Origin of the sequence: Microbacterium sp. UCD-TDU, assembly GCF_000340625.1 — a bacterium.
Lineage (GTDB): Bacteria > Actinomycetota > Actinomycetes > Actinomycetales > Microbacteriaceae > Microbacterium > Microbacterium maritypicum.
Genome location: NZ_KB454447.1, coordinates 917,781 through 936,900 on the forward strand (window position 1 = coordinate 917,781; position 19,120 = coordinate 936,900).

General features: G+C 69.5%; 17 protein-coding genes and 1 tRNA gene. 7 read left to right on the top strand and 11 right to left on the bottom strand.

Going from position 1 to position 19,120, the window contains the following annotated elements; all coding sequences use genetic code 11:
• Positions 1 to 15: 15 nt before the first annotated feature.
• From D514_RS34745 to D514_RS34755, 3 genes are read left to right on the top strand one after another with little or no spacing between them, the layout of a single operon-like run.
• Entirely contained in the window at positions 16 to 918 is a 903-nt protein-coding gene (locus D514_RS34745) for an alpha/beta fold hydrolase (protein WP_017831014.1), read from the top strand.
• The gene (locus tag D514_RS34750; protein ID WP_017831015.1) at positions 896 to 1,477 is read left to right on the top strand and encodes a TetR/AcrR family transcriptional regulator; all 582 of its coding nucleotides are present in this window, start codon (positions 896 to 898) and stop codon (positions 1,475 to 1,477) included. Before D514_RS34745 ends, D514_RS34750 begins: the two co-directional genes overlap by 23 nt.
• Positions 1,478 to 1,479: 2 nt before the next feature.
• Positions 1,480 to 2,244, top strand: a complete 765-nt coding sequence (locus D514_RS34755; protein ID WP_017831016.1) for an alpha/beta fold hydrolase — start codon at positions 1,480 to 1,482, stop codon at positions 2,242 to 2,244.
• Positions 2,245 to 2,247: 3 nt separating this feature from the next.
• Here D514_RS34755 and D514_RS34760 read toward each other — a convergent pair whose 3' ends face one another.
• Entirely contained in the window at positions 2,248 to 3,093 is an 846-nt protein-coding gene (locus D514_RS34760) for a DUF2993 domain-containing protein (protein ID WP_017831017.1), read from the bottom strand.
• Between the two features lie 40 nt (positions 3,094 to 3,133).
• Complete coding sequence (gene argS, locus D514_RS34765; RefSeq protein WP_017831018.1) at positions 3,134 to 4,798, bottom strand: arginine--tRNA ligase; 1,665 nt, start codon at positions 4,796 to 4,798, stop codon at positions 3,134 to 3,136.
• A gap of 92 nt (positions 4,799 to 4,890) precedes the next feature.
• On the opposite strand from argS, the gene D514_RS34770 reads away from it, so the two are divergent.
• Complete coding sequence (locus D514_RS34770; RefSeq protein WP_051056627.1) at positions 4,891 to 5,706, top strand: SGNH/GDSL hydrolase family protein; 816 nt, start codon at positions 4,891 to 4,893, stop codon at positions 5,704 to 5,706.
• Positions 5,707 to 5,722: 16 nt separating this feature from the next.
• Positions 5,723 to 5,795: transfer RNA gene (locus D514_RS34775), tRNA-Arg, on the top strand.
• Between the two features lie 111 nt (positions 5,796 to 5,906).
• Here the strand turns inward: D514_RS34775 and D514_RS34780 are convergent.
• From D514_RS34780 to D514_RS34820, 9 genes are all read right to left on the bottom strand, one after another.
• Positions 5,907 to 6,446: a histidine phosphatase family protein gene (locus tag D514_RS34780; protein ID WP_017831020.1), complete on the bottom strand. Its 540-nt coding sequence runs from the start codon at positions 6,444 to 6,446 to the stop codon at positions 5,907 to 5,909.
• A complete protein-coding gene (locus D514_RS34785; RefSeq protein WP_017831021.1) occupies positions 6,443 to 7,510 on the bottom strand; it encodes an ABC transporter ATP-binding protein in 1,068 nt (355 codons plus the stop codon). The genes D514_RS34780 and D514_RS34785 overlap by 4 nt, the downstream gene beginning before the upstream one ends.
• A 14-nt stretch (positions 7,511 to 7,524) precedes the next feature.
• Positions 7,525 to 9,186, bottom strand: a complete 1,662-nt coding sequence (locus D514_RS34790) for an iron ABC transporter permease (protein ID WP_051056628.1) — start codon at positions 9,184 to 9,186, stop codon at positions 7,525 to 7,527.
• 9 nt (positions 9,187 to 9,195) lie between these two features.
• Positions 9,196 to 10,230, bottom strand: a complete 1,035-nt coding sequence (locus tag D514_RS34795) for an ABC transporter substrate-binding protein (protein WP_017831023.1) — start codon at positions 10,228 to 10,230, stop codon at positions 9,196 to 9,198.
• A 16-nt stretch (positions 10,231 to 10,246) separates the two neighbouring features.
• Positions 10,247 to 11,035 (bottom strand): metallophosphoesterase, encoded by a 789-nt coding sequence (locus tag D514_RS34800; protein WP_017831024.1) that lies wholly within the window; start codon positions 11,033 to 11,035, stop codon positions 10,247 to 10,249.
• Positions 11,032 to 11,703: a tyrosine-protein phosphatase gene (locus D514_RS34805; protein ID WP_017831025.1), complete on the bottom strand. Its 672-nt coding sequence runs from the start codon at positions 11,701 to 11,703 to the stop codon at positions 11,032 to 11,034. Before D514_RS34805 ends, D514_RS34800 begins: the two co-directional genes overlap by 4 nt.
• A gap of 122 nt (positions 11,704 to 11,825) precedes the next feature.
• On the bottom strand, positions 11,826 to 12,650 hold the full coding sequence (locus D514_RS34810; protein ID WP_017831026.1) for a MurR/RpiR family transcriptional regulator: 825 nt from the start codon (positions 12,648 to 12,650) through the stop codon (positions 11,826 to 11,828).
• Positions 12,651 to 12,737: 87 nt separating this feature from the next.
• Positions 12,738 to 14,333 carry a DHA2 family efflux MFS transporter permease subunit gene (locus D514_RS34815; RefSeq protein WP_017831027.1) on the bottom strand — a complete coding sequence of 532 codons (1,596 nt, stop codon included), beginning with the start codon at positions 14,331 to 14,333 and terminating at the stop codon, positions 12,738 to 12,740.
• 143 nt (positions 14,334 to 14,476) lie between these two features.
• Positions 14,477 to 17,281 (bottom strand): DUF11 domain-containing protein, encoded by a 2,805-nt coding sequence (locus tag D514_RS34820; RefSeq protein WP_186004855.1) that lies wholly within the window; start codon positions 17,279 to 17,281, stop codon positions 14,477 to 14,479.
• A gap of 284 nt (positions 17,282 to 17,565) precedes the next feature.
• Here D514_RS34820 and D514_RS39040 point away from each other — a divergent pair, with 284 nt between their 5' ends.
• On the top strand, positions 17,566 to 17,739 hold the full coding sequence (locus tag D514_RS39040) for a hypothetical protein (protein WP_017831028.1): 174 nt from the start codon (positions 17,566 to 17,568) through the stop codon (positions 17,737 to 17,739).
• Between the two features lie 66 nt (positions 17,740 to 17,805).
• Entirely contained in the window at positions 17,806 to 19,098 is a 1,293-nt protein-coding gene (nhaA, locus tag D514_RS34825; protein ID WP_017831029.1) for a Na+/H+ antiporter NhaA, read from the top strand.
• Positions 19,099 to 19,120 lie beyond the last annotated feature (22 nt).

Sequence of the window (19,120 nt, forward strand, 5' to 3'; positions counted from 1 at the left end):
CAACGAGAGGGCATCATGGATCCCCGACGCACGAGCATCACCCTCCCACATTCCACGGTCTCGACCCTGGAATGGCGACCCGAGTGCGAGTCCGCAGTGCCGGTGCTGCTCCTGCACGGAGGCGGCGCCGACAGTGCCGAGCTCTCCTGGGGCGCGGTCGGAGCAGCCCTCGCCGCAGCCGGACACCGCGTCTTCGCGCCCGACCATCCCGGTTTCGGGCGCAGCGCCCGCGCGGAGTGGCCGCTCACGCAGGAGCGACTCGTGCGGCATGTGGGGGAACTCGTCGACGGGCTCGGTCTGGACGACTACGCGATCGCGGGCCTCTCCCTCGGCGGCGGGATGACGCTCGGGCATCTCCTGGATCAGCCGGGGCGCGCGCGATCCGCCGTGCTGCTCGGATGCTATGGGCTGGTGCCGCGGCTGGCCGATGGCCCCATCGGCCGGATCACCCATTTCGGCACCTTCGTGCTGTTGCGCACCGGGCTGCTCGCCGCGATGACCCGCTCCTACGCGCGCAACCTCTCCGCGATGGAACGCGGCCTCGGCGACCTGGTGCGCACTCCGCAGGCACGGGCTCCCGAGCTCGTCGAGGCCGTGCTCACCGAGGCCGCCGTCGGCACCGGTCTGGAGACCTTCGCACAGTGGCAGCGCGATCAGGTGCTCTGGAATCGTCTGCGCACGCTCTACACCCCGCACCTGCCATCGATCACGACGCCCACGCTCCTCGTGCACGGTGATCGCGACTCGGGAATTCCGCTCGCGCGCATCCGCACCGCCGCCGAGCTGCTGCCCGCGGTGTCGCTGGTGACCGTTCCCGGTGCCGGCCACTGGGTGCAGCGCGATCGTCCGGACGTCGTCATCCCCGCGATGCTCGACCACCTGGAGAGGACCACCGATGCCCCGCCCCCGCGTCCCTGACCGTCGCGACCGCATCCTCGATGCCGCGGAGGAACTCGTGCTCGCCCACGGGTTCGACGCCATGAGCGTGGCGTCGATCGCCGACCGTGCAGGGATCGGCAAAGGCGCGGTCTATCTGGAGTTCGCCGGCAAGCGCGAGATCCTGGATGCGCTCCTGCAGCGCGGCACGACGCGCATGAACGACCGTGTGAGCCGTGAGCTGGGTGACCGACCGCGACTGAGTGCGGCGTATCGCGCGAGCGCCCGCGCCCTGAGCGACGACGCGCTGATGACGGCGGCTTTCCTCGACGATCGCGGCATCCTCGGGGAACACGTGGCGGAGGTCACCGACGGCCGGTATCGCGATCGGCAGCGACGCGTGATCGAGTGGCTCCGCGCGCTGCAGGACCGGGGGGAGATCGTGGCGGACGTAGACGTCGAGGCGCTCGCCCTGGCACTGTCGAGCGCTTCGATCGGGCTGCTCTCCGCGGCGCGACTGCTCGGCCCGTTCGAGCCCGCCCACCTCGAACGGGCCATCGACACGATCGGCCGCATGGCCGAGACCTTCGAGAGGAACTGACCATGCACGTCGAGACCTTCGGCGCCCGCGACGGGCATCCGCTGCTGCTCCTGCACGGCGGAGGCGTCGCCGGATGGATGTGGGAGCCGTTGCGCACCCATCTCGGCGAGGGCGTACGCGTCATCGTCCCCGACCTGCCCGGTCACGGACGCAGCGCAGACGAGACCTATGTCTCTCACACGGCGACGACCACGGCACTCGCCCGCGTGCTGGAGCAGGAGGGCCGAGCGGCGACCGTCGTCGGGTTCTCGCTCGGGGCGCAGCTGACCGTCCAGCTCGCCGCACTGCACCCCGACCGCGTGAGGAATGCCGTCGTCATCAGCGCGCAGGCCGTGCCGATGCGGGCAACCCGCCCCACCCTCGCGCTCCTGTCCGCGACGGCGGGACTGGCGAAGCGGGAGTGGTTCGCGAGGGCGCAGGCACGGCAGCTGTTCGTCCCGGATGAGCTGCTGGACGACTACCTGCAGGCATCGAGCACGATCTCCCGAGAGACACTGCTGCGCTCCGTCGAGGAGAACCTCCGCTTCGCACCTCCGGCCACCTGGCGGTCCTACCCCGGCGCCGCGTCCATCCTCGTCGGCGCGAAGGAGAGGTCGCTCATGAAGCGGTCGGCCGCACTGCTGCATGCGTCGCTCCCCCACAGCGACCTGGAAGTCGTCGAGGGGTGCGGACACGGTATCCCGCTGCAGCGGCCCGCATGGCTCGCACGCCACATCGCCGCGACGTTCGGCGACCGTCCCGACGCCGCTGAGCCTCCGGGGCACTGAGGGTCAGCTGGGGCAGACGCCCTTGTCCTGGAGCGTCGTGTCGGTGACGATCGCTCCGTTCACGTCGACGTCGATCACGGCCGCGCCATCGACGATCTCGAGCCCGGTGAGGGTGAGCCCGGCCGGCAGCTGATCGGCGATGCACACCCTCTGGGGCTCGGTCAGGCCTTCGCCGAGGGAGCCGAGAGTGGAGGCGACCCGGTCGAGATCGATGTCGAGTCCGCCGATGCTCGCCCCGACGGGTGTGAGCTCGAGGTCACCGTCGACCGTTCCGGGCGTGAGGGTCAGCGAGAGCGGCACCGCGGCTCCGAGCACGCTGATCGACCCGCTCACCGTGGCGTTCGGGGCCGCGAACTCCACCGATTCCACGGGCAGATCGGTGCCGGCGAGCAGTGCGGTGAACTGCTCCTGATCGATGCGGATCGTCCCGGAGGCACCACCGAGATCTCCCCCGCGCAGCGGGACGCCCGTCGCGGTCACATCGGCAGCTCCGGTGATGCCCTCCAGCGTCACGGAATCCGTGGACAGACGCAGAGTGTCGAGTGTGCCGCCGATCAACTGCGGCAGCAGCAGACCCTCCGTCTGCACATCGAGTTGCTGGCCGGAGGGCAGATCGAGCTGTTCCACGACGATCGACCGCACGACTCCTGGCAGCACGGCTCGTGCGATGAACTCCGCGGCGACCACGAGAGCGGCGAGGACCACGACCACGATGAGCAGCACCCAGGGCCACCGCGGCCGTGTCCGCGGTGCGGCGTCCGCAGCGTCAGGCGCGGAACCCGGGATCACGAGCGTCGGATGCTCCGCCGCGGCATCCGGATACGGCAGGGTCTGGTTGTCGTCGCTCATGACTGCCATCCTGCCGTACCGAGCAGGAGGCCTGCGTGCGCTACATGCGCTCCGGCGCGGAGACTCCGAGGAGGTCGAGCCCGTTGCGCAGCACCTGGCCGGTGGCGTCGTTGAGCCACAGGCGGGTGCGGTGCACGCTCTCGATCGGGTCGTCGCTCAGTGGGATCACGCGGCAGTTGTCGTACCAGCGGTGGTACAGGCCGGCGAGCTCCTCGAGATAGCGGGCGACGCGGTGCGGTTCGCGCACCTCGGCGGCGAACGCCACGATGCGCGGGAACTCCTGCAACGCGCCGAGCAAGGCGCTCTCGCTCTCGTGCGTCAGCGTCTCCGGCGCGAACTCGGAGCGATCGATGCCCGATTGACCGGCGTTGCGGGCGACGTTGTGCGTGCGCGCGTGGGCGTACTGCACGTAGAACACCGGGTTGTCGTTCGTGCGCTTCTGCAGCAGCTCGGGGTCGAGATCGAGCGGCGAGTCGGCAGGTGAGCGCTCCAGCGAGTACCGCAGCGCATCGGTGCCGAGCCAGTCGAGCAGGTCGTCCATCTCGATGATGTTGCCCGCGCGCTTGCTGAGACGGGCCCCGTTGATCGAGACCATCTGGCCGATCAGCACCTCGACGTTCTTCTCCGGGTCCTCCCCCGCCGCACCGGCGACGGCCTTGAGGCGGTGCACGTAGCCGTGGTGATCGGCGCCGAGCAGGTAGATCTTGTTCTGGAAGCCGCGGTCGCCCTTGTTCAGGTAGTAGGCGGCGTCGGCGGCGAAGTACGTGTACTCGCCGTTCGAGCGGCGGATGACGCGGTCTTTGTCGTCGCCGAAGTCGGTGGTGCGCACCCAGACGGCGCCCTCGTCATCGAACACGTGGCCCTGCTCGCGGAGGCGATCGACGGCCTGATCGATCAGGCTCGTTCCGGAAGCATCCTTCGCGTGCAGCGTGCGCTCGGAGAACCAGACGTCGAACGGCACGTTGAAGCGATCGAGCGAGCTCTTGATCTCGGCGAGCTGGAACCCGTAGGCGAGTTCGAGTGCGACGCTCGACTGCTCGGCGTCGGGGAGTGACAGCAGGTCGGGACCCGCTTCGAGAACGCGACCGGCGAGGGTCGTGATGTACTCCCCCGGATAGCCGCCCTCGGGGGTCGGCTCGCCCTTGGCCGCGGCCAGGACCGAGACGGCGAAGCGCTCCATCTGCGCGCCCGCGTCGTTGATGTAGTACTCGCGGACGGCGTTCGCGCCGCTGGCGAGGAGCAGGCGCACGATCGAGTCGCCGAGAGCTGCCCAGCGCGTGTGGGCGATGTGCAGGGGTCCGGTCGGGTTCGCCGAGACGAACTCGACGTTCACGCTGACGCCCGCCTGCGACGAGTTCGTGCCGTAAGCGGAACCGGCATCGACGATGACCTTCGCCAGTGCACCGGCGGCAGCAGCATCGAGGCGGACGTTGATGAACCCCGGGCCTGCGACCTCGGCGCTCGCGATGCCGTCGACGGCGGCGAGGCCGTCGACGATCTGCTGTGCGAGCTCGCGCGGGTTCGTGCCGAGCGGCTTGGCCAGGCGCATGGCGATGTTCGAGGACCAGTCGCCGTGGTCGCGGTTGCGGGGGCGCTCCAGCACGATGTCGGATGCGGAGAGCTCCAGCGGCTCGCCGGGACGTCGTTCCTCGGCGATCGGTGCGAGGACGGCGAGGAGGGCTGCGGCGAGGGTTTCGGGGTTCATAGCCTCCCCAGTTTACGGGGCCGGAAGACCTCGGCCGACGGCGCGGACGACGACGAATTTGCGTTCGGCCTCCCGTGATCTACTCTCATGCCATGAAGCCGCCCACCGCCCGACGCCGTGTGGGAGCGGCGGGCATCGTCGCCGGGCTTCTGCTCGCCGTCGCAGCCGTGGTTCTCGGGGTGTGGCGTCCGTGGATCCCCGCACCGTCGACGACCCCGATCAGCGCCGCCGCCGATGGCGCATCCGAGACGTCCACGGTCATCGCACCGGCACCGCTCGTGCTGCCGGAGAAGCCCACGGTGCTCGTGTTCGGGGACTCGTGGACCTACGGCTCTGCCGCGACCGTCCCGACCCTCGGCTACGCCTACCTCCTCGCCGACCTTCTCGGCGGCGAGACGATCGTGGACGGCGTCCGCGGGAGCGGATATCTCAAGCCCGGACTCGACGGCCCCACCTTCGGGGAGCGCATCGCCGCACTCGACCCGTCCACCACGCCCGACCTGGTCATCATCCAGGGATCGATCAACGACCGCGCACAGGGCGTCGCCGGCTACCGTGACGCCGTGAACGCCGCGTGGGACACGTTGGCCGCCACGTACCCGCAGGCGACGATCGTGGTGCTCGGCCCCGCTCCGCACGAGCTCCCCGTCGGAGCGGCCACCGCACGCATCGACACCGATCTCTCCGCGCTCGCCGCCGCACGTGGCTGGTGGTACATCTCCCCGATCGCCCAGGAGTGGATCACCGCACAGAACTATCTCGACGTGATCGACGTGGAGGTGGGGCGCAAGCATCCCTCCACGAACGGGCACCGCTACCTGGCGGAGAGACTCGCCGCCGCCCTCGATGAACTGCGCACCGCCCCGGTCACCGAGGCCGGTGGGTCGGAGTCCACCCCCGACGAGTGATATTGTCGATCGGTACGCCTCCGTAGCTCAGTGGATAGAGCGCCGGTTTCCGGTACCGTAGGTCGCAGGTTCGACTCCTGTCGGGGGCACAAAGGGTTGTACGGGTCACGTCCGTGAGCCCGTACATGAAGTTCTTCATCACGAGAGAAGCCGCCTGATTCCAGGCGGCTTCTCTCGTTCGTGCTCCGTGTTGCGGGGGGCTACTCCGTCAACCACCGTGCGGTGTACCCGACGGCTTCACTCCCCTCGAGCAACACGACGTCTCCGTTCGAAAGCCGTGAGCACGGGTGCCCCGTCACGGCTTCGATGCCGAGCCGCAACAGGGTCCCGTGAGCCACGACGACGGTGTCCACGTCGTCGCGGAGAAGCTCTCTCAGCGCGCTGGCGGCGCGGTCGGCGGTGGCAGCGACGGATTCTGCGCCGGGATAGTTCTGGTCGGGCCATCGCTCCCACGCTTCGGTGACCTGCAGACCGTCGGCCTCGCCGTAGTGACGTTCGACGAGGCCGTCATGCACGCGGTACTCCGCATGGGGCATGTGCCTGCGGATGATCTCGGCCGACTGCGAGGCACGTCGCAGCGGAGACGAGACGATCCGTGTCCAGACCGCCGTCGCCAGCAGACGACCGGCCGCTTCGGCTTGGGCTTCGCCGACCGGATCGAGAGCGATGTCGGACTGCCCCTGCATTCTGCGCTCGCGGTTCCATGCGGTGCGGCCGTGCCTGACCAGTGCGAGGGTCATGCCGACATCACCGCCTCGCGCTCGGGCGCGTCGTGCGCAGCCTGCGGGTACACCACCGCATCCGCGATGTGGACGGAGACGGCGTCGCCGACCCGGTGCCGGCTGCCGTGGGTGCGCACCCGCAGATGCGTGCCGCGCCAGTCCACGACGACGTCGCTGCCGTCCGGTGTGAAAAGCGAGGAGCGGACGATGGCATCACCGCCGGGAGTGAGGGTGACGGCGGCCGGAAGCACGGCAGCGGTGGCCCGTGCGGCATTCGCCATTCCGGGGCAGGGCACGGTCAGCGGGTGGTCGCCGGCGGAGAACAAGCCCTCGGTGACGCGCCCGTCGACCAGCGTCGCGTCGGAGAGGAACTTCGCGACGAACGGACTGTCTGGGCGGGCGAGCAGGTTCGACGGGGTGTCGACCTGCTGGATACGGCCCCCATCGAGCACCGCGACCCTGTCGGCGAGCGCGAGAGCCTCGGAGCGGTCGTGTGTCACGTGCACGACGGTCAGCCCCATCTCCCGGGTGAGGGTGTGCAGCTCGAGGCGAAGCCGGTCACGCAGCGGCTCGTCGAGGGCGGAGAGCGCTTCGTCCAGCAGGAGCACCCGGGGGCGGGCGACCAGCGCCCGGGCCAGGGCGACACGCTGCCGCTGCCCGCCGGAGAGTGTCGCCGGGTCCCGGCGCTCGTATCCGGCGAGTCCCACGAGGTCGAGCGCTTCGCCGACACGGGTGCGGCGCTCGGCGAGGGGCACCTTGGCGCGTCGCAACGGATATTCGACGTTGCGCCCCACGTCCCAGTGCGGCCAGACCGCATGCTGTTGGAACACCATCCCCAGCCGGCGCTGCTCCGGCGGCACGGCGACACCGGGACCGGCGATGACGCGGTCGTCGAGAAGGATACGGCCCGCTGTGGGAGTCAAGAACCCGGCGATACTGCGCAGCAGCGTCGTCTTCCCGGATCCCGAGGGACCGACGAGAGCGAGGAACTCCCCGTCCGCGACCTGCAGGTCGACGTCGGCGAGGCCGACGGCACCGGAGCGGTATCGCAGAGAGACGTGTTCAAGTGTGACGGAGGCCATGGGCACCTTTTCTGTTACTTCGTCTTCGGGATCGCGAGCCCGATGACAGCGAGTCCGAGCACGGCCACGATGAGCGACCATGCAGCGGCGGTGCTGAACGCACCCGCCTGTTGAAAGCTGAAGATCGCGACGCCGAGGGTCTGCGCTCCCGGCGACAGCAGGAGCACCGACAGCGTGAGCTCGCGCACGGCGGTGACCGCGACGATCACCGCGCCGGAGAGAGCGGCCGGTGCCGCCATCCGACAGGAGATGTCGATCAGGGCGCGCACCCGTGTCGCGCCGCCGATCCGCGCCGCCTCTTCCGCACTGGTCGGTGTCGAGGAGAGCGGAGCGGCGACGGCCTGCACGACGAGCGCTGTGAACGACGTGACGTAGGCGGCGAGGATCAGCCACGGCGTGTTGAACAACCCCAACGCGGGTGCGAGCACCAGCCATGCGACCGCGATGACGATGCCGGGGACGGCCTGCGGCACCACGGCGACGGCCCCCAGCGCCCGGTTGGCTCGGCTCGGCACTCGCGCCACGAGCAGCCCGATGGCCAGGCCGACGACGCCGCAGATCACGGCCGCCATGATGGCGAGCATCACGGAGTTCGCCGCCCCCTCCAGCGCGTTGCGCGTGGTGAGCGCGCGGACGAGGTGGTCGAGGGTGAGGTTCTCCCAGGTGAGCGGCACGCCGGGAGCACGCAGCAGCGTCTGCGTGAGCAGGGCGAAGAGCGGGAGGACCGTGATGAGGAGCACCACGAGCCACATCGCCACCCCCAGTCCCCCACGGGCGCGGCCCAGGGAGACGCGCTCGACGACGGCGCTCGACGAATCCAGCTCCCACCCGCGTCGACCGACCATGGCGTCGGCGACGAGGGCGAGGACCGCCAGGATCAGCAGGACGACGCCGATGGTCGCGACCACGGCCAGCGGGTCCTCGACCGTGCCCGACTGCAGGTAGCGGTAGACGAGGGTGGCGAGGGTGGTGAAGCGTTCAGGGAGCCCGATGATCGACGGGATGCCGAAGTCGGCGAGGTTCCCGACGGCGATCAATACGAACGATGACAGCAGCGCCGGCCGCAGCAGAGGGATCGTCACCGAGGTGAGCGCTCGCACAGGACCTGCGCCCCCGATCCGCGCGGCCTGCTCCAGGTCGGTGGGGATACGGCGCAACGCCGCGGAGACGATGAGCATGGCGATGGGATAGCTGTGGATCGTGAGCAGCGCGATGACGCCGTCCGCCCCGTAGATCGACCAGAGCGGTCCACCGAAGATGTCCCGCCACCACAGGTTCAGCGCACTCGTGGGGCCGGCGACTCCGAGCCACGCGATGGCGCCGACGAACGGGGGCATGAGCAGTGGGCTCAGAGCGAGCAGGCGAAGCGCCGACCGCCCCGGCAGGTCGGTGCGATCCAGGAGCACGGCGAAGACCGTGCCGACCACGACGGCCAGCACCGCAGACACTCCCGCGGAGAGCAGGCTGTTGGCTCCGGCTTCGAGGACGTCGCCCTGGAGGAGCACCTCCGCCTGCTGCCCGCGGCTCGCCAGCACGAGGATCGCGCCGACGGGGAGCAGGATGAACGCGCCGCACGCCAGCCACAGGACGAGGGTGAGGATGCTGACGCCGTCGAGCCTGCGGCGCCCGCCGCCGCGGGCCCGGCGCGATGCCGGACCCGCGGCGAGAGTGGACATCTCGATCATTTAGAGGAACAGCGAGCGGAAGGTCTCGACCGCAGCGTCCTGCGTGCTGCGGATGGTCTCGAGGTCCGGGGAGAGGATCTCGATGTCGTCCATCGACGGAGCGCCCTCCGGCGTGCCGACGTCGGAGCGCACCGGCAGGTACGACTGCTCGACGGCGAGCTCCTGGCCTGCGGCGCTCACCAGGAAGTCGACGAACGCCTTGGATGCTGCTTCTTCGTCGGTGTCGGCGAAGATGCCGACCGGCTGGGACACGTACGGCACGCCTTCGCTCGGGTACGACACGGCGATGGGCGACCCCTGTGCGGCGAGCTCGCGCACCAGGTAGTCCACCACGATGCCGATCGGCTGCGCGCCCGTGGCGACGGCCTGAGACACGGGGCCGTTGCTGTCGGCGATGACCGGACGGTTCTCGGCCAGGGCCGTCATCCACTTCTCACCCAGCTGATCGTCGTCCAGCCACACGGCGGCGTTGTACGCTGCTGCTCCGGACACGTCGGGGTTCGGCATCACGATCTTGTCGGCGTACTCGGCGTCGGTGAGGTCCTTCCACGACTCGGGTGCCTCGGTGATGATGCCGGTGTTGTAGGCGATGACGGTCGGGATGATCCTGGTGCCTGTGTAGAAGCCCTCGGGGTCGACGACGTCAGGATTCAGGGCGTCCACGTCCGCCGGCGTGTACTTCAGCAGCAGGTCGTCGGCGGCGTACCCCTCGAAGGTGCCGGCGTCGGCGGCGAGGAACACGTCGGCCTGGATGCCACCGGATGCCTGCTCGGTCGCGACGCGAGTGGTCAGGTCGCCGGTGCCGGCGCGGAACACCTCGACGGTGATCTCCGGGTGGACCTCATTGAAGGCGGCGACGAGTTCGTCGGCCTTCTCCTGCGGCTCGGAGGTGTACAGCGTGATGGTCGCCGGCTCCAGGGCTGCGGCGGACTCCTCGGGCGTCGCGGCGGGAGCCGGCGTCGAGGAGCAGCTGGCGAGGGCGAGTGCGGCGACGCCGAACAGTGCCACGGGAGCGGTCTTGCGAAGGAATGACATGGTGTCCAATCAGGGTTCAGGTGGAGATGACGGAGGAGAAGATCGGTGCGGGCGAGTCGAGCCCGACGTTGGTGACGGCGACGCCGCCCGGCAGCAGATGCACGAGGGAGAACATCGCCAGGTCGTGGCCGCTGACGCGGTTCGGGCCGGCGTCCATCACCTGGTGATAGGCCAGCGAGGGACCGACGAAGACGGGGATGCCGCGCAGGGTCGCGGACAGCGGGTGATGGAAGTGCCCGGCCAGAACCGCCCGCACGTCCGAGCCGGCCATGGCGTCGAGGAAGTCGTCCGCGTCCCGCAGCCCCGCCTTCGCCAGTGTCGGCAGCGGAGAGCCCAGCGGCGCATGGTGAACGGCGACGACCGTGCCGAGGCCGTGCGGAGTGCGCAGCACGTCGCGGAGCCACGCCCGCTGGTCGACTCCGAGCTCGCCGCGAGACGAATCCAGGATGATGAAGCGGAGCTCGTCGACGATGTGCACCCTGTAGTGGGTGTGCTCGTGGCCGCGCAGCACCCGTGCGGCATCCGGCTCGTCGTGATTGCCGAGCGCGGTCAGCACCGGGACACCGGCGATCTCCGCGAGCTCGTCGAACGCCTCGCGCAGTGCCGGATAGGCATCCGCGTTCCCCCGCTGCACCAGGTCGCCGGTGACCACGACCGCCTCCGGTGTGATCCCGGCGTCGCGCAGGTACGCGCCGACGGCGCGCAGGCGGGCGAACCCGTCCACGGTGTCGTACAGAAGGCCGCTGCTCATGGCATGGACATCGCTGAGGTGCAGCACCGTCAACCGACCGGTCGCGCGACTCATGCCGACACCCCTTCCTTGCGGCGCAGCGCCGCGAGCTGATCGGAGCGGAGACCGTGTGCGCGGAGGTACTTCTCCGCGCCGCCGAACTCGCGGATGACCGCCAGCGCGTGCACGATGGCCTCCGGGGGGCTTTCCAGGTGCAGGCGCAGAACATCGGCGCGTTCCCGGGCTTCGACGGAGGCGGCGATGCGCTCGGCATGCGCCCCTCGCACCGGACGCACCTGCGGTGCGGAGAGCACGTAGTCCGCGACCACGTCGTCCTCGCTCGCCCCCGCGGCGAAGCGCGCCAGCGCGACGACGAGGCCGGTGCGGTCCTTGCCGGCGGTGCAGTGAACCAGGGCTGCGCCCTCGGCATCCGCGATGGCTGCGACCGCCGCGGTCAGCGCGTGCCCTCGGCTTCGCAGCAACCCCTCGTAGATCTCCTCGAGGGTGCCCGTGGCCGGGGGCTCGGTGCCGTAGACCGGGACGGACGCCGAAGGGATGCCGTGGACGACGGCTTCGCTCTCCGCGGGCTCGCGCAGGTCGACGATCACACTCACCCCGAGCGCGATCAGGAGCTTCTCCCCCGCTTCGCTCAGCGCTTCGGGCGCACCGGAGCGGACCAGCCAGGGCCTCGTGGTGTCACTGGCCCGGACGTTGAAGAGCCCGTCCACATCAATCGCCAGCATGAGACCGTCCCGCCGTTACATGTATTTCGAACCGCACGAAACGTCATTACAGTCGGGGTACGTCACCGTCTGCTGACCCGGCGATGACGCCCGGCTGGCCGGGAGGTGAACGGTCGGGTGCGCTACTCCTCGGCGATCGCTTCAGCGACGACGTGACGCATACCCGCAGCGTCCGACGGGGCCACATCGCTGGCGAGGGCAGAGTGCAGCGCGTGCAGCACGACGGTGTGTCCGATTCGTGCGAGGAAAGGGTCGACGTCGTGCGTCAGGGCTGCAGGCCCCGTCGCGACGACGATGTCGGCTGTGCGCCCGATGGGCGAACGAGCGAAGCTGGTGACGACGGCGACGCGTGCTCCGCGGTCCGCAGCGGCAGCGCAGGCACGGAGCGTCTGGACGTTCGCACCGGAGTAGCTCAGCCCGAAGCACAGATCGTCAGCGGTCAGACTGTTGACCGCGAACTGCTGCGCGAGCGGGTCGACGGGCGCCTCCACAGGACGCCCCAGGATGCTGAGACGCATCGCGAAGTCCTGCAGCGGCGGCCCGGAGAACCCGTTGCTGACCAGCACCACGCGGCGGGCATGACGCAGCGCCGTCGCGGCCTCCTGAACGAGCGCGGGATTCACGCTGTCTTGGGCGAGGCGCACCGCTTCCACGGCGTCATCGAAGGTGTCGGAGGTGACATCGTCTTCCCGGGGGCGCAGGGGCGTCGAGCGAGCGAGTTCCAGACGGAGGTGCTGGAACCCGCGGAAGCCCAGGCTCTGGCATGCGCGGATCACGGTTGCCGTCGACGTTCCCGCGGCCTGGGCGAGTTCGGCCGTCGACCACATGACGACCTCCGCCGGCCGCCCCAGTATCAGCGCCGCGACTCGCGACTCACTGGGCCCGAGCAGGGACGACGAGGCCCGCACACGAGCGAGCACGCTGAGATCGGGGCGGGAGATGACCATGGCTTCCTCACCGGCGCACACGTCGGAATGCACCTGCATGGAATGTAGCGCCCGAAGTCGAACGGAGAGGAAACTCCGCCTCGCCCCTCAGACCTCGGCCTCTTCGGGGCGGGCGCGCACCGTGGCCGATCCGAGGGACACGGTCGCCAGCAGCCCGAGCGCGAGGAACCCCGCGGCCGTCCACGCCGCATAGCGCGTGCCCTCGGAGAAGGCCGCCTTCGCATCCTCAGCCGCGTCGGCCGTCGCAGCGTTCCCCTCGAGCCCGCTGATCGCCGCTCCCGCGCTGTCCACGACGGCCGAGACGATCTGGTCACGCTGCGCGGCAGGCACGCCCCGCTCGTCGAGCGACGTGGCGAGGATTCCGGCCGTGCTGGTGAACAGCACCGTGCCGAGCACCGCGACGCCGAGGGCGGCGCCGATCTGCCTCGACGTGGACTGCGTGCCGGACGCGGCCCCACTGTCCGCGACCGGGACCTCGGCGAGCACGACTCCGGTCAGCTGCGCGGTGGCAAGGCCCACGCCGAGCCCGTAGACGAACAGGAACGGGATGAGCGGTCCCCACGAGGCGTCGGGCCCGATCATGAACCCGACCCCCGCGACTCCGACGATCTCTGCGATGAGGCCCACACGCACCACCCACACCGGAGCGATCTTCCCGCTCGAGGCGCCGGCGACACCGCTGGCGAGGAACGAGCCACCCGCCAGCGCCAGCAGGAGCAACCCGGTCTGCACCGCTTCGAATCCGAGGACGAACTGCAGCCAGAGCGGGAGCGCGAGGATGATGCCGAACTCGCCCAACGACACCACGGCCGCCGCGATGTTGCCGTTGCGGAAGGAGGAGATCGAGAACAGCCGCAGGGCCAGCAGCGTCGACTTTCCCGCACGCTCCCGGTGGCGGCCCCAGACGATGAACCCGATGACGGCGATGACGGCGACCGCGAAGAGCAGGGGTATCGGCGACAGCTCCCAGGGCCACACCCAGTCGCCGATCTGCGGACGCGTATCGATGAGCCACCACCCGTATGTCCGCCCCTCGATGAGGCCGAACACGAGGCTCCCCATCGCCACGATGGAGAGTGCGGCGCCGACGACATCGACTCTGCTGATGCGATCGCTGCGAGATTCCGCCACCGTCAGCAGCACGCCGATCACGATGATGATGCCGAGGGGGATGTTGATCCCGAACGCCCACCGCCACGAATACGCGGTCGTGAGCCACCCGCCCAGGAGAGGGCCGACAGCAGCCATGCCACCGATCGTCGACCCCCACACGGCGAAGGCGATCCCTCGCTCGCGTCCTCGGAAGGTCGCATTGATGATCGAGAGCGTCGTGGGCAGGATCATGGCTCCACCGACGCCCTGGGCCAGACGCGCGAGGATCAGCATCCCCCCGTCCGGCGACAGCGCCGCGAACACCGACGACAGGGCGAACACGACGACGCCGATGAGCATCACCCGCCGCCGGCCGAAGCGATCGGCGAGACTGCCGAACACGAGCAGCAGGGAGGCGAAGACGAGGGTGTACGACTCCTGCACCCACTGCACCTCGGTCGAGGTGATGCCGAGGTCCTCCACGATCGCAGGGATCGCCACGTTGACGATCGTCGAGTCGACGATGATCAGCGAGACCGCGATGCTGATGAAGACGAGCCCGAGCCACCGCAGGCGCACGTACCGTTCCATGATCGCTAGCTTAGTTAGCTAAATAGGATTCGGGTAGAGCCCCCTCCCGTGCTACTCGCACGAAGAGCCCCCACCTGCTGCGGGTGGGGGCTCTTCGTTCATCACTTCGTCGGATCCTGCCACGAGGACAGGATCAGCCGATCTCAGTGCTCGATGTTCGAACGTCGGCGCCGACCGACGAGGAACAGCACGACGCCGATCCCCAGGAGCACCACGGCGGCGGTCCAGAATGCCGGCACCTCCGCACCGGTGTTCGCCAACGGGTCAGTGCTCGGCGAAGACGGGACCGGACCCGCAGGTGTCCGCGTGACGTTGGTCGAGGCGGACACCGACTGCGCACCAGGAGTCTCCCCGGCGACCGTCGCAACATTGCGCACCTCGCCCGCGGTCACATCCGCAGCCGTCACCCGGTACGCGGACGACACGCAATCGACCGTGCTTCCCGGCGCGAGCGCGCCGGTGGGGCAGACGACGTCGACCATGCGATCGTCCACGGAGATCTCGGACAGCGTGATGTCACCCGTGTTCGTCACGGTGATCGTGAAGACGATCTCCTCACCCGCATCGGCGCGGCCGTTGCCGTTGGTGTCCCTCAGGTCGGCGCTCTTCACACCGCTGATCCCGGGGGTCGCCGCCCCCGTGGTCACCGTCGTCGACGGCGCGGATTCGACGGGCTCGCCGGCGGGCGGAGTACCCGTGGCCGTCGCGACGTTCACCACCTCACCCGCGTCGATGTCCGTCTGCGTCACGACATACGACTCGTCAGCGACGCACAGTGCGGTGGCTCCGGGCGCGAGCACCTCAGCCTCGCAGGTGACGCCGATGCCGAGGTCTTGCAGGAAGGGGTCACCGATCAGGACACCGGCGAGGGTGACGTTCCCGGTGTTCGTGACGCTGAAGGAGAAGAGGATCGTCTCCCCCACATCCATCGATCCGTCGCCGTCCCCGTCTGCGAGCTCTGCAGACTTCACCATCGCCAGCGCCGGTGCAGCAGCCACCGTGGGGAGCGTCGAGGTCGAAGGAGCGGACGACACCGGCTCTCCTCCCGGCCCGGCGGCCCCGGCCGTGGCCGTGTTCACCACTTCACCGGCGAGCACATCGGACTCCGTCACGACATAGGGATCGTCGGCGACGCAGTTCGTCGAAGCACCGGGAACGAGCGAGGCGACCGGGCACGACACACTCACCCCGACACCGGCGAGACGCGGGTCATCGACCGCGATGCCCTGCAGAGTGACGTTGCCGGTGTTGGTCACGAGGAACGAGTAATTGACCGATGCCCCGAGAGCGACCGGCCCCGCGGTGTCCGCGGACTTCACCAGTGAGACGGCCGGGTTGCTCGCGCTCGGCGCGACCGTGGAGGACGGATCGGATGTGACCGCGCCGCCCGGCGTGGTCCCGGCGGCGGCCGCCGTGTTCTCGATGCTCCCGGCATCGACGTCGCCCTGTTCGACCGTGTAGTCCGCCGTGCAGGCGGTGCTCGCCCCCGGCGTCAGCGACGTGACAGGGCAGGAAACGGCGCCCAGCGCGCCGGCCCCGGTGAAGGCCGTCTCGTCGATGCGGATGTCGGCGACGGCGACGTTGCCGGTGTTCGTCACGAGGAACGTGTAGGTGATGATCTGCCCCACGCTGATCGCTTCCTCGCCGGCATCGTTGGACTTCACCAGCGCGAGCGCCGGCGCCGGCACGATGACGGGCGAGACGGTCCAGCTGTCGGTGTTGTTCCCGGGGGTGGGATCCTGCTCATTGCCGGTGACGCTCGCCGTGTTGGTGAGCTCACCGGTCGTTCCCGCCGCGACGGTTCCCGTGACGGTGAGGGTGGTGCTCTCCGACGGCGCGAGTTCTCCCAGCGAGCAGCTCAGCGCGTTGCCGTCGACATCGCAACCCGGAGTGGGTGAGGACACCGAGGTGACCGATGCGGGAACCTGGTCGGTGACCACGGATCCCGATGACGCTCCGGGCCCGTTGTTCGTGACGGTCAACGTGTAGGTGATGGTCCCGCCGGGCGTGTACTCATCCGGTCCCGTCTTGGTGAGGCCGAGATCGACCGGCAGGCCGGCGATCGATGCGCCGTCGTTGTTGCTCGACGCCGGACCAGACGTCGAGGACACGAGCCGGAAGCCGGGCGTCGCGCTGCCCGGAAGGTCGATGGCGATCTGGAAGACCCGGCCGTCGACGTTGCGCGACAGACCGATGTTGCCGTTGCCGTACTGCCATTGGGCTCCGAAGTCTCCCGTGATGCCGAGCCCCGTCGCCCAGGAGCTCACCTGTCCGTTGACGGGGTTGATGCGGTACATCCGGTCGTTGTTGTACATCCCCCAGAGGAACCCGTCCTTCCAAGTGATGTCAGACACGTTCGGCACCCCCGCACCGGACAGGGGGATCCGCGTGGCCGACGCCGCTCCCGCGGCGGGAAGACTGCCGACGTTGATCGCCCACATCGAGTTCGCGTCGAGCTGGTTGCGCACGTACAGAGTCCCCGCGCTCGCCCCCGCCCCGAAGGAGCCTTGGTTGTAGGCGTCATTCTCCGCAGGCGTCGGGAGTCCCGTCACACCGCCGAGACCGGTGACCTGGCCGTCCTGTCCGACGCGCTGCAACGAGGTCTTGTTCCCGCTCTCCACCCGCAGCCCGTACAGGTAGTTGTCGAGGCTGTTGAATCCGATGGCGTTGTAGGTGCGATCCGCGACCGGCCCTGTGGGCTCAAACGTCACCGCTCCCGCGCCCTGCACCGCGGTGTAGAGCTGCGTCGGGGACTGCTGCCCGATGAACACGGTCGGCACGCTCGGGTCGAGAGGATCCCCCGCTGCCGCCAGCGCAGGCGCGGCCGGAACCAGCGCTGCGCCGACGGCCACGAGAGCGGAGAGTCCGAAGGCGGCGGCTCCGCGCCACCGATCCTGCGGTCGCGGTCGTCTCCGCGAAGTTCGTATCCGACGATGTGTTCCTGTCATGCCTGCTCCGATTCTCATGTCTCTCCCCTCCGCGTCCCCCGACGCCCGGCGGGAAGCCCTGGGGCGCGAGCGCACCCTCACATCCGGGAGACGACAGACCACGGCCGACGGCGGGTCCTACGCCTCTCACCTAACCCAAGGAGCGCGAGCCCCACATAGCCATGGCGCACAATGGCCGTAATTTGACCTCCCTACGGGGGTCAAGATCGGAGGAGGCGACCGGAGCGGCGAGGAGCCGTCCTCGTGCACAGAACGCCCAGCACACGTCGGGCTAGGGTGGAGGGGTGCCCCTTCTCTCGATCGCCGGCTCGACGCGTGCCCCGCACCGTCTTCGCTCGGCGACCCCGATGAGGGAATGGATGCGGGTCATCCTGCACCCGGGCACGAACGGGTGGACCAGTGTGTGGGGCACGCTCTCGCACGGCGAGATCGCCGGCTGCCCGCCGCCACGGAACTAGACCACGCCTCGAACGGGGCGGTGGTCTTCTGCACCATTCACCCCTTCTCTCGCGTGAGGTCTTTCCGTGTCCCCGAATTCATCCCCTGCCCGTTTCTCCCTCGCCCCACATGCGCTGTGGCAAGGCATCCGATCCAACGCCCGCAGCGACGTCCTGGGCGGCTCCCTCCTGCTGGCGGCGACGTTCGCGGCCCTGATCCTCGCCAACAGTCCTGCCGCCTCCTGGTACGAGTCCGTGCGCGACTTCACGTTCGGCATCCCCGAGCTGCATCTCGAGCTCAGCATCGGCGCGTGGGCGGCCGATGGGCTTCTGGCGATCTTCTTCTTCGTCGTCGGCCTCGAGCTGAAGGAGGAGTTCGTCGCCGGGCGGCTGCGCGACCCGCGCCGGGCGGCCCTGCCGATCGCCGCAGCTGTGGGCGGTGTCGTGGTGCCGGCGCTCATCTTCGTCCTGATCAACGCGGGCGGCGGCGCCGATGCGCTGCGCGGGTGGGCGATCCCCACCGCGACCGACATCGCGTTCGCGGTCGCGGTGATCGCCGTCGTCGGCAAGTTCCTCCCCCCGGCACTGCGTGTGTTCCTGCTGACCCTGGCGATCATCGACGACCTGATCGCGATCACCATCATCGCGACGTTCTACACCGACTCGATCAGCTTCCCGTGGCTGATCCTCGCCCTGCTGCCGCTGGCCGGGTTCGCCGCACTGGTCGCGAAGGGCGTCCGCGCATGGTGGCTGCTGCTCCCGCTCGCGATCGCCGTGTGGGTGTGCATCCACGCGTCCGGTGTGCACGCGACCGTCGCGGGTGTGCTGCTCGGTTTCGTCGTCCCCGTCACGGCGACCGAACGCGCCAGGGTCCGCACCGGCACCGACGAGGAGGGCCTCCCCGTCTACGACGGCATGGCCGCCCACTTCGCGGACCGCTGGAGCGTCGTGGCCACGCTGTTCGCCGTCCCCGTCTTCGCCTTCTTCGCCGCCGGCGTCACGGTCGGTGGGTGGGACGGCCTCGTCTCCGCGTTCGCCGACCCGATCACGATCGGGATCGTCGTCGGACTCGTCGCCGGCAAGCCGATCGGCATCCTTGTCACGACCTTCCTGCTGAGCCGATTCCCCGCACTGCGGCTCGACGAGACGCTGCGCTGGCCGGATCTGACCGGTATGGCCTTCCTCGCCGGTATCGGCTTCACGGTCTCCCTGCTCGTGGGAGAACTCGCTTATGGGTCGAGTTCCGTGGCGGACGAGCACGTGAAGATCGGGGTGCTCGTCGGATCCTTCGTCGCCGCGATCCTGGGGGGACTGTTCCTCGCCCGAGGCAACGCACGGGGACGCCGCGAGCGTCAGGAGGCGGAGGCGGGCGTACTCTGATCACCTAGATCACGGACGATTC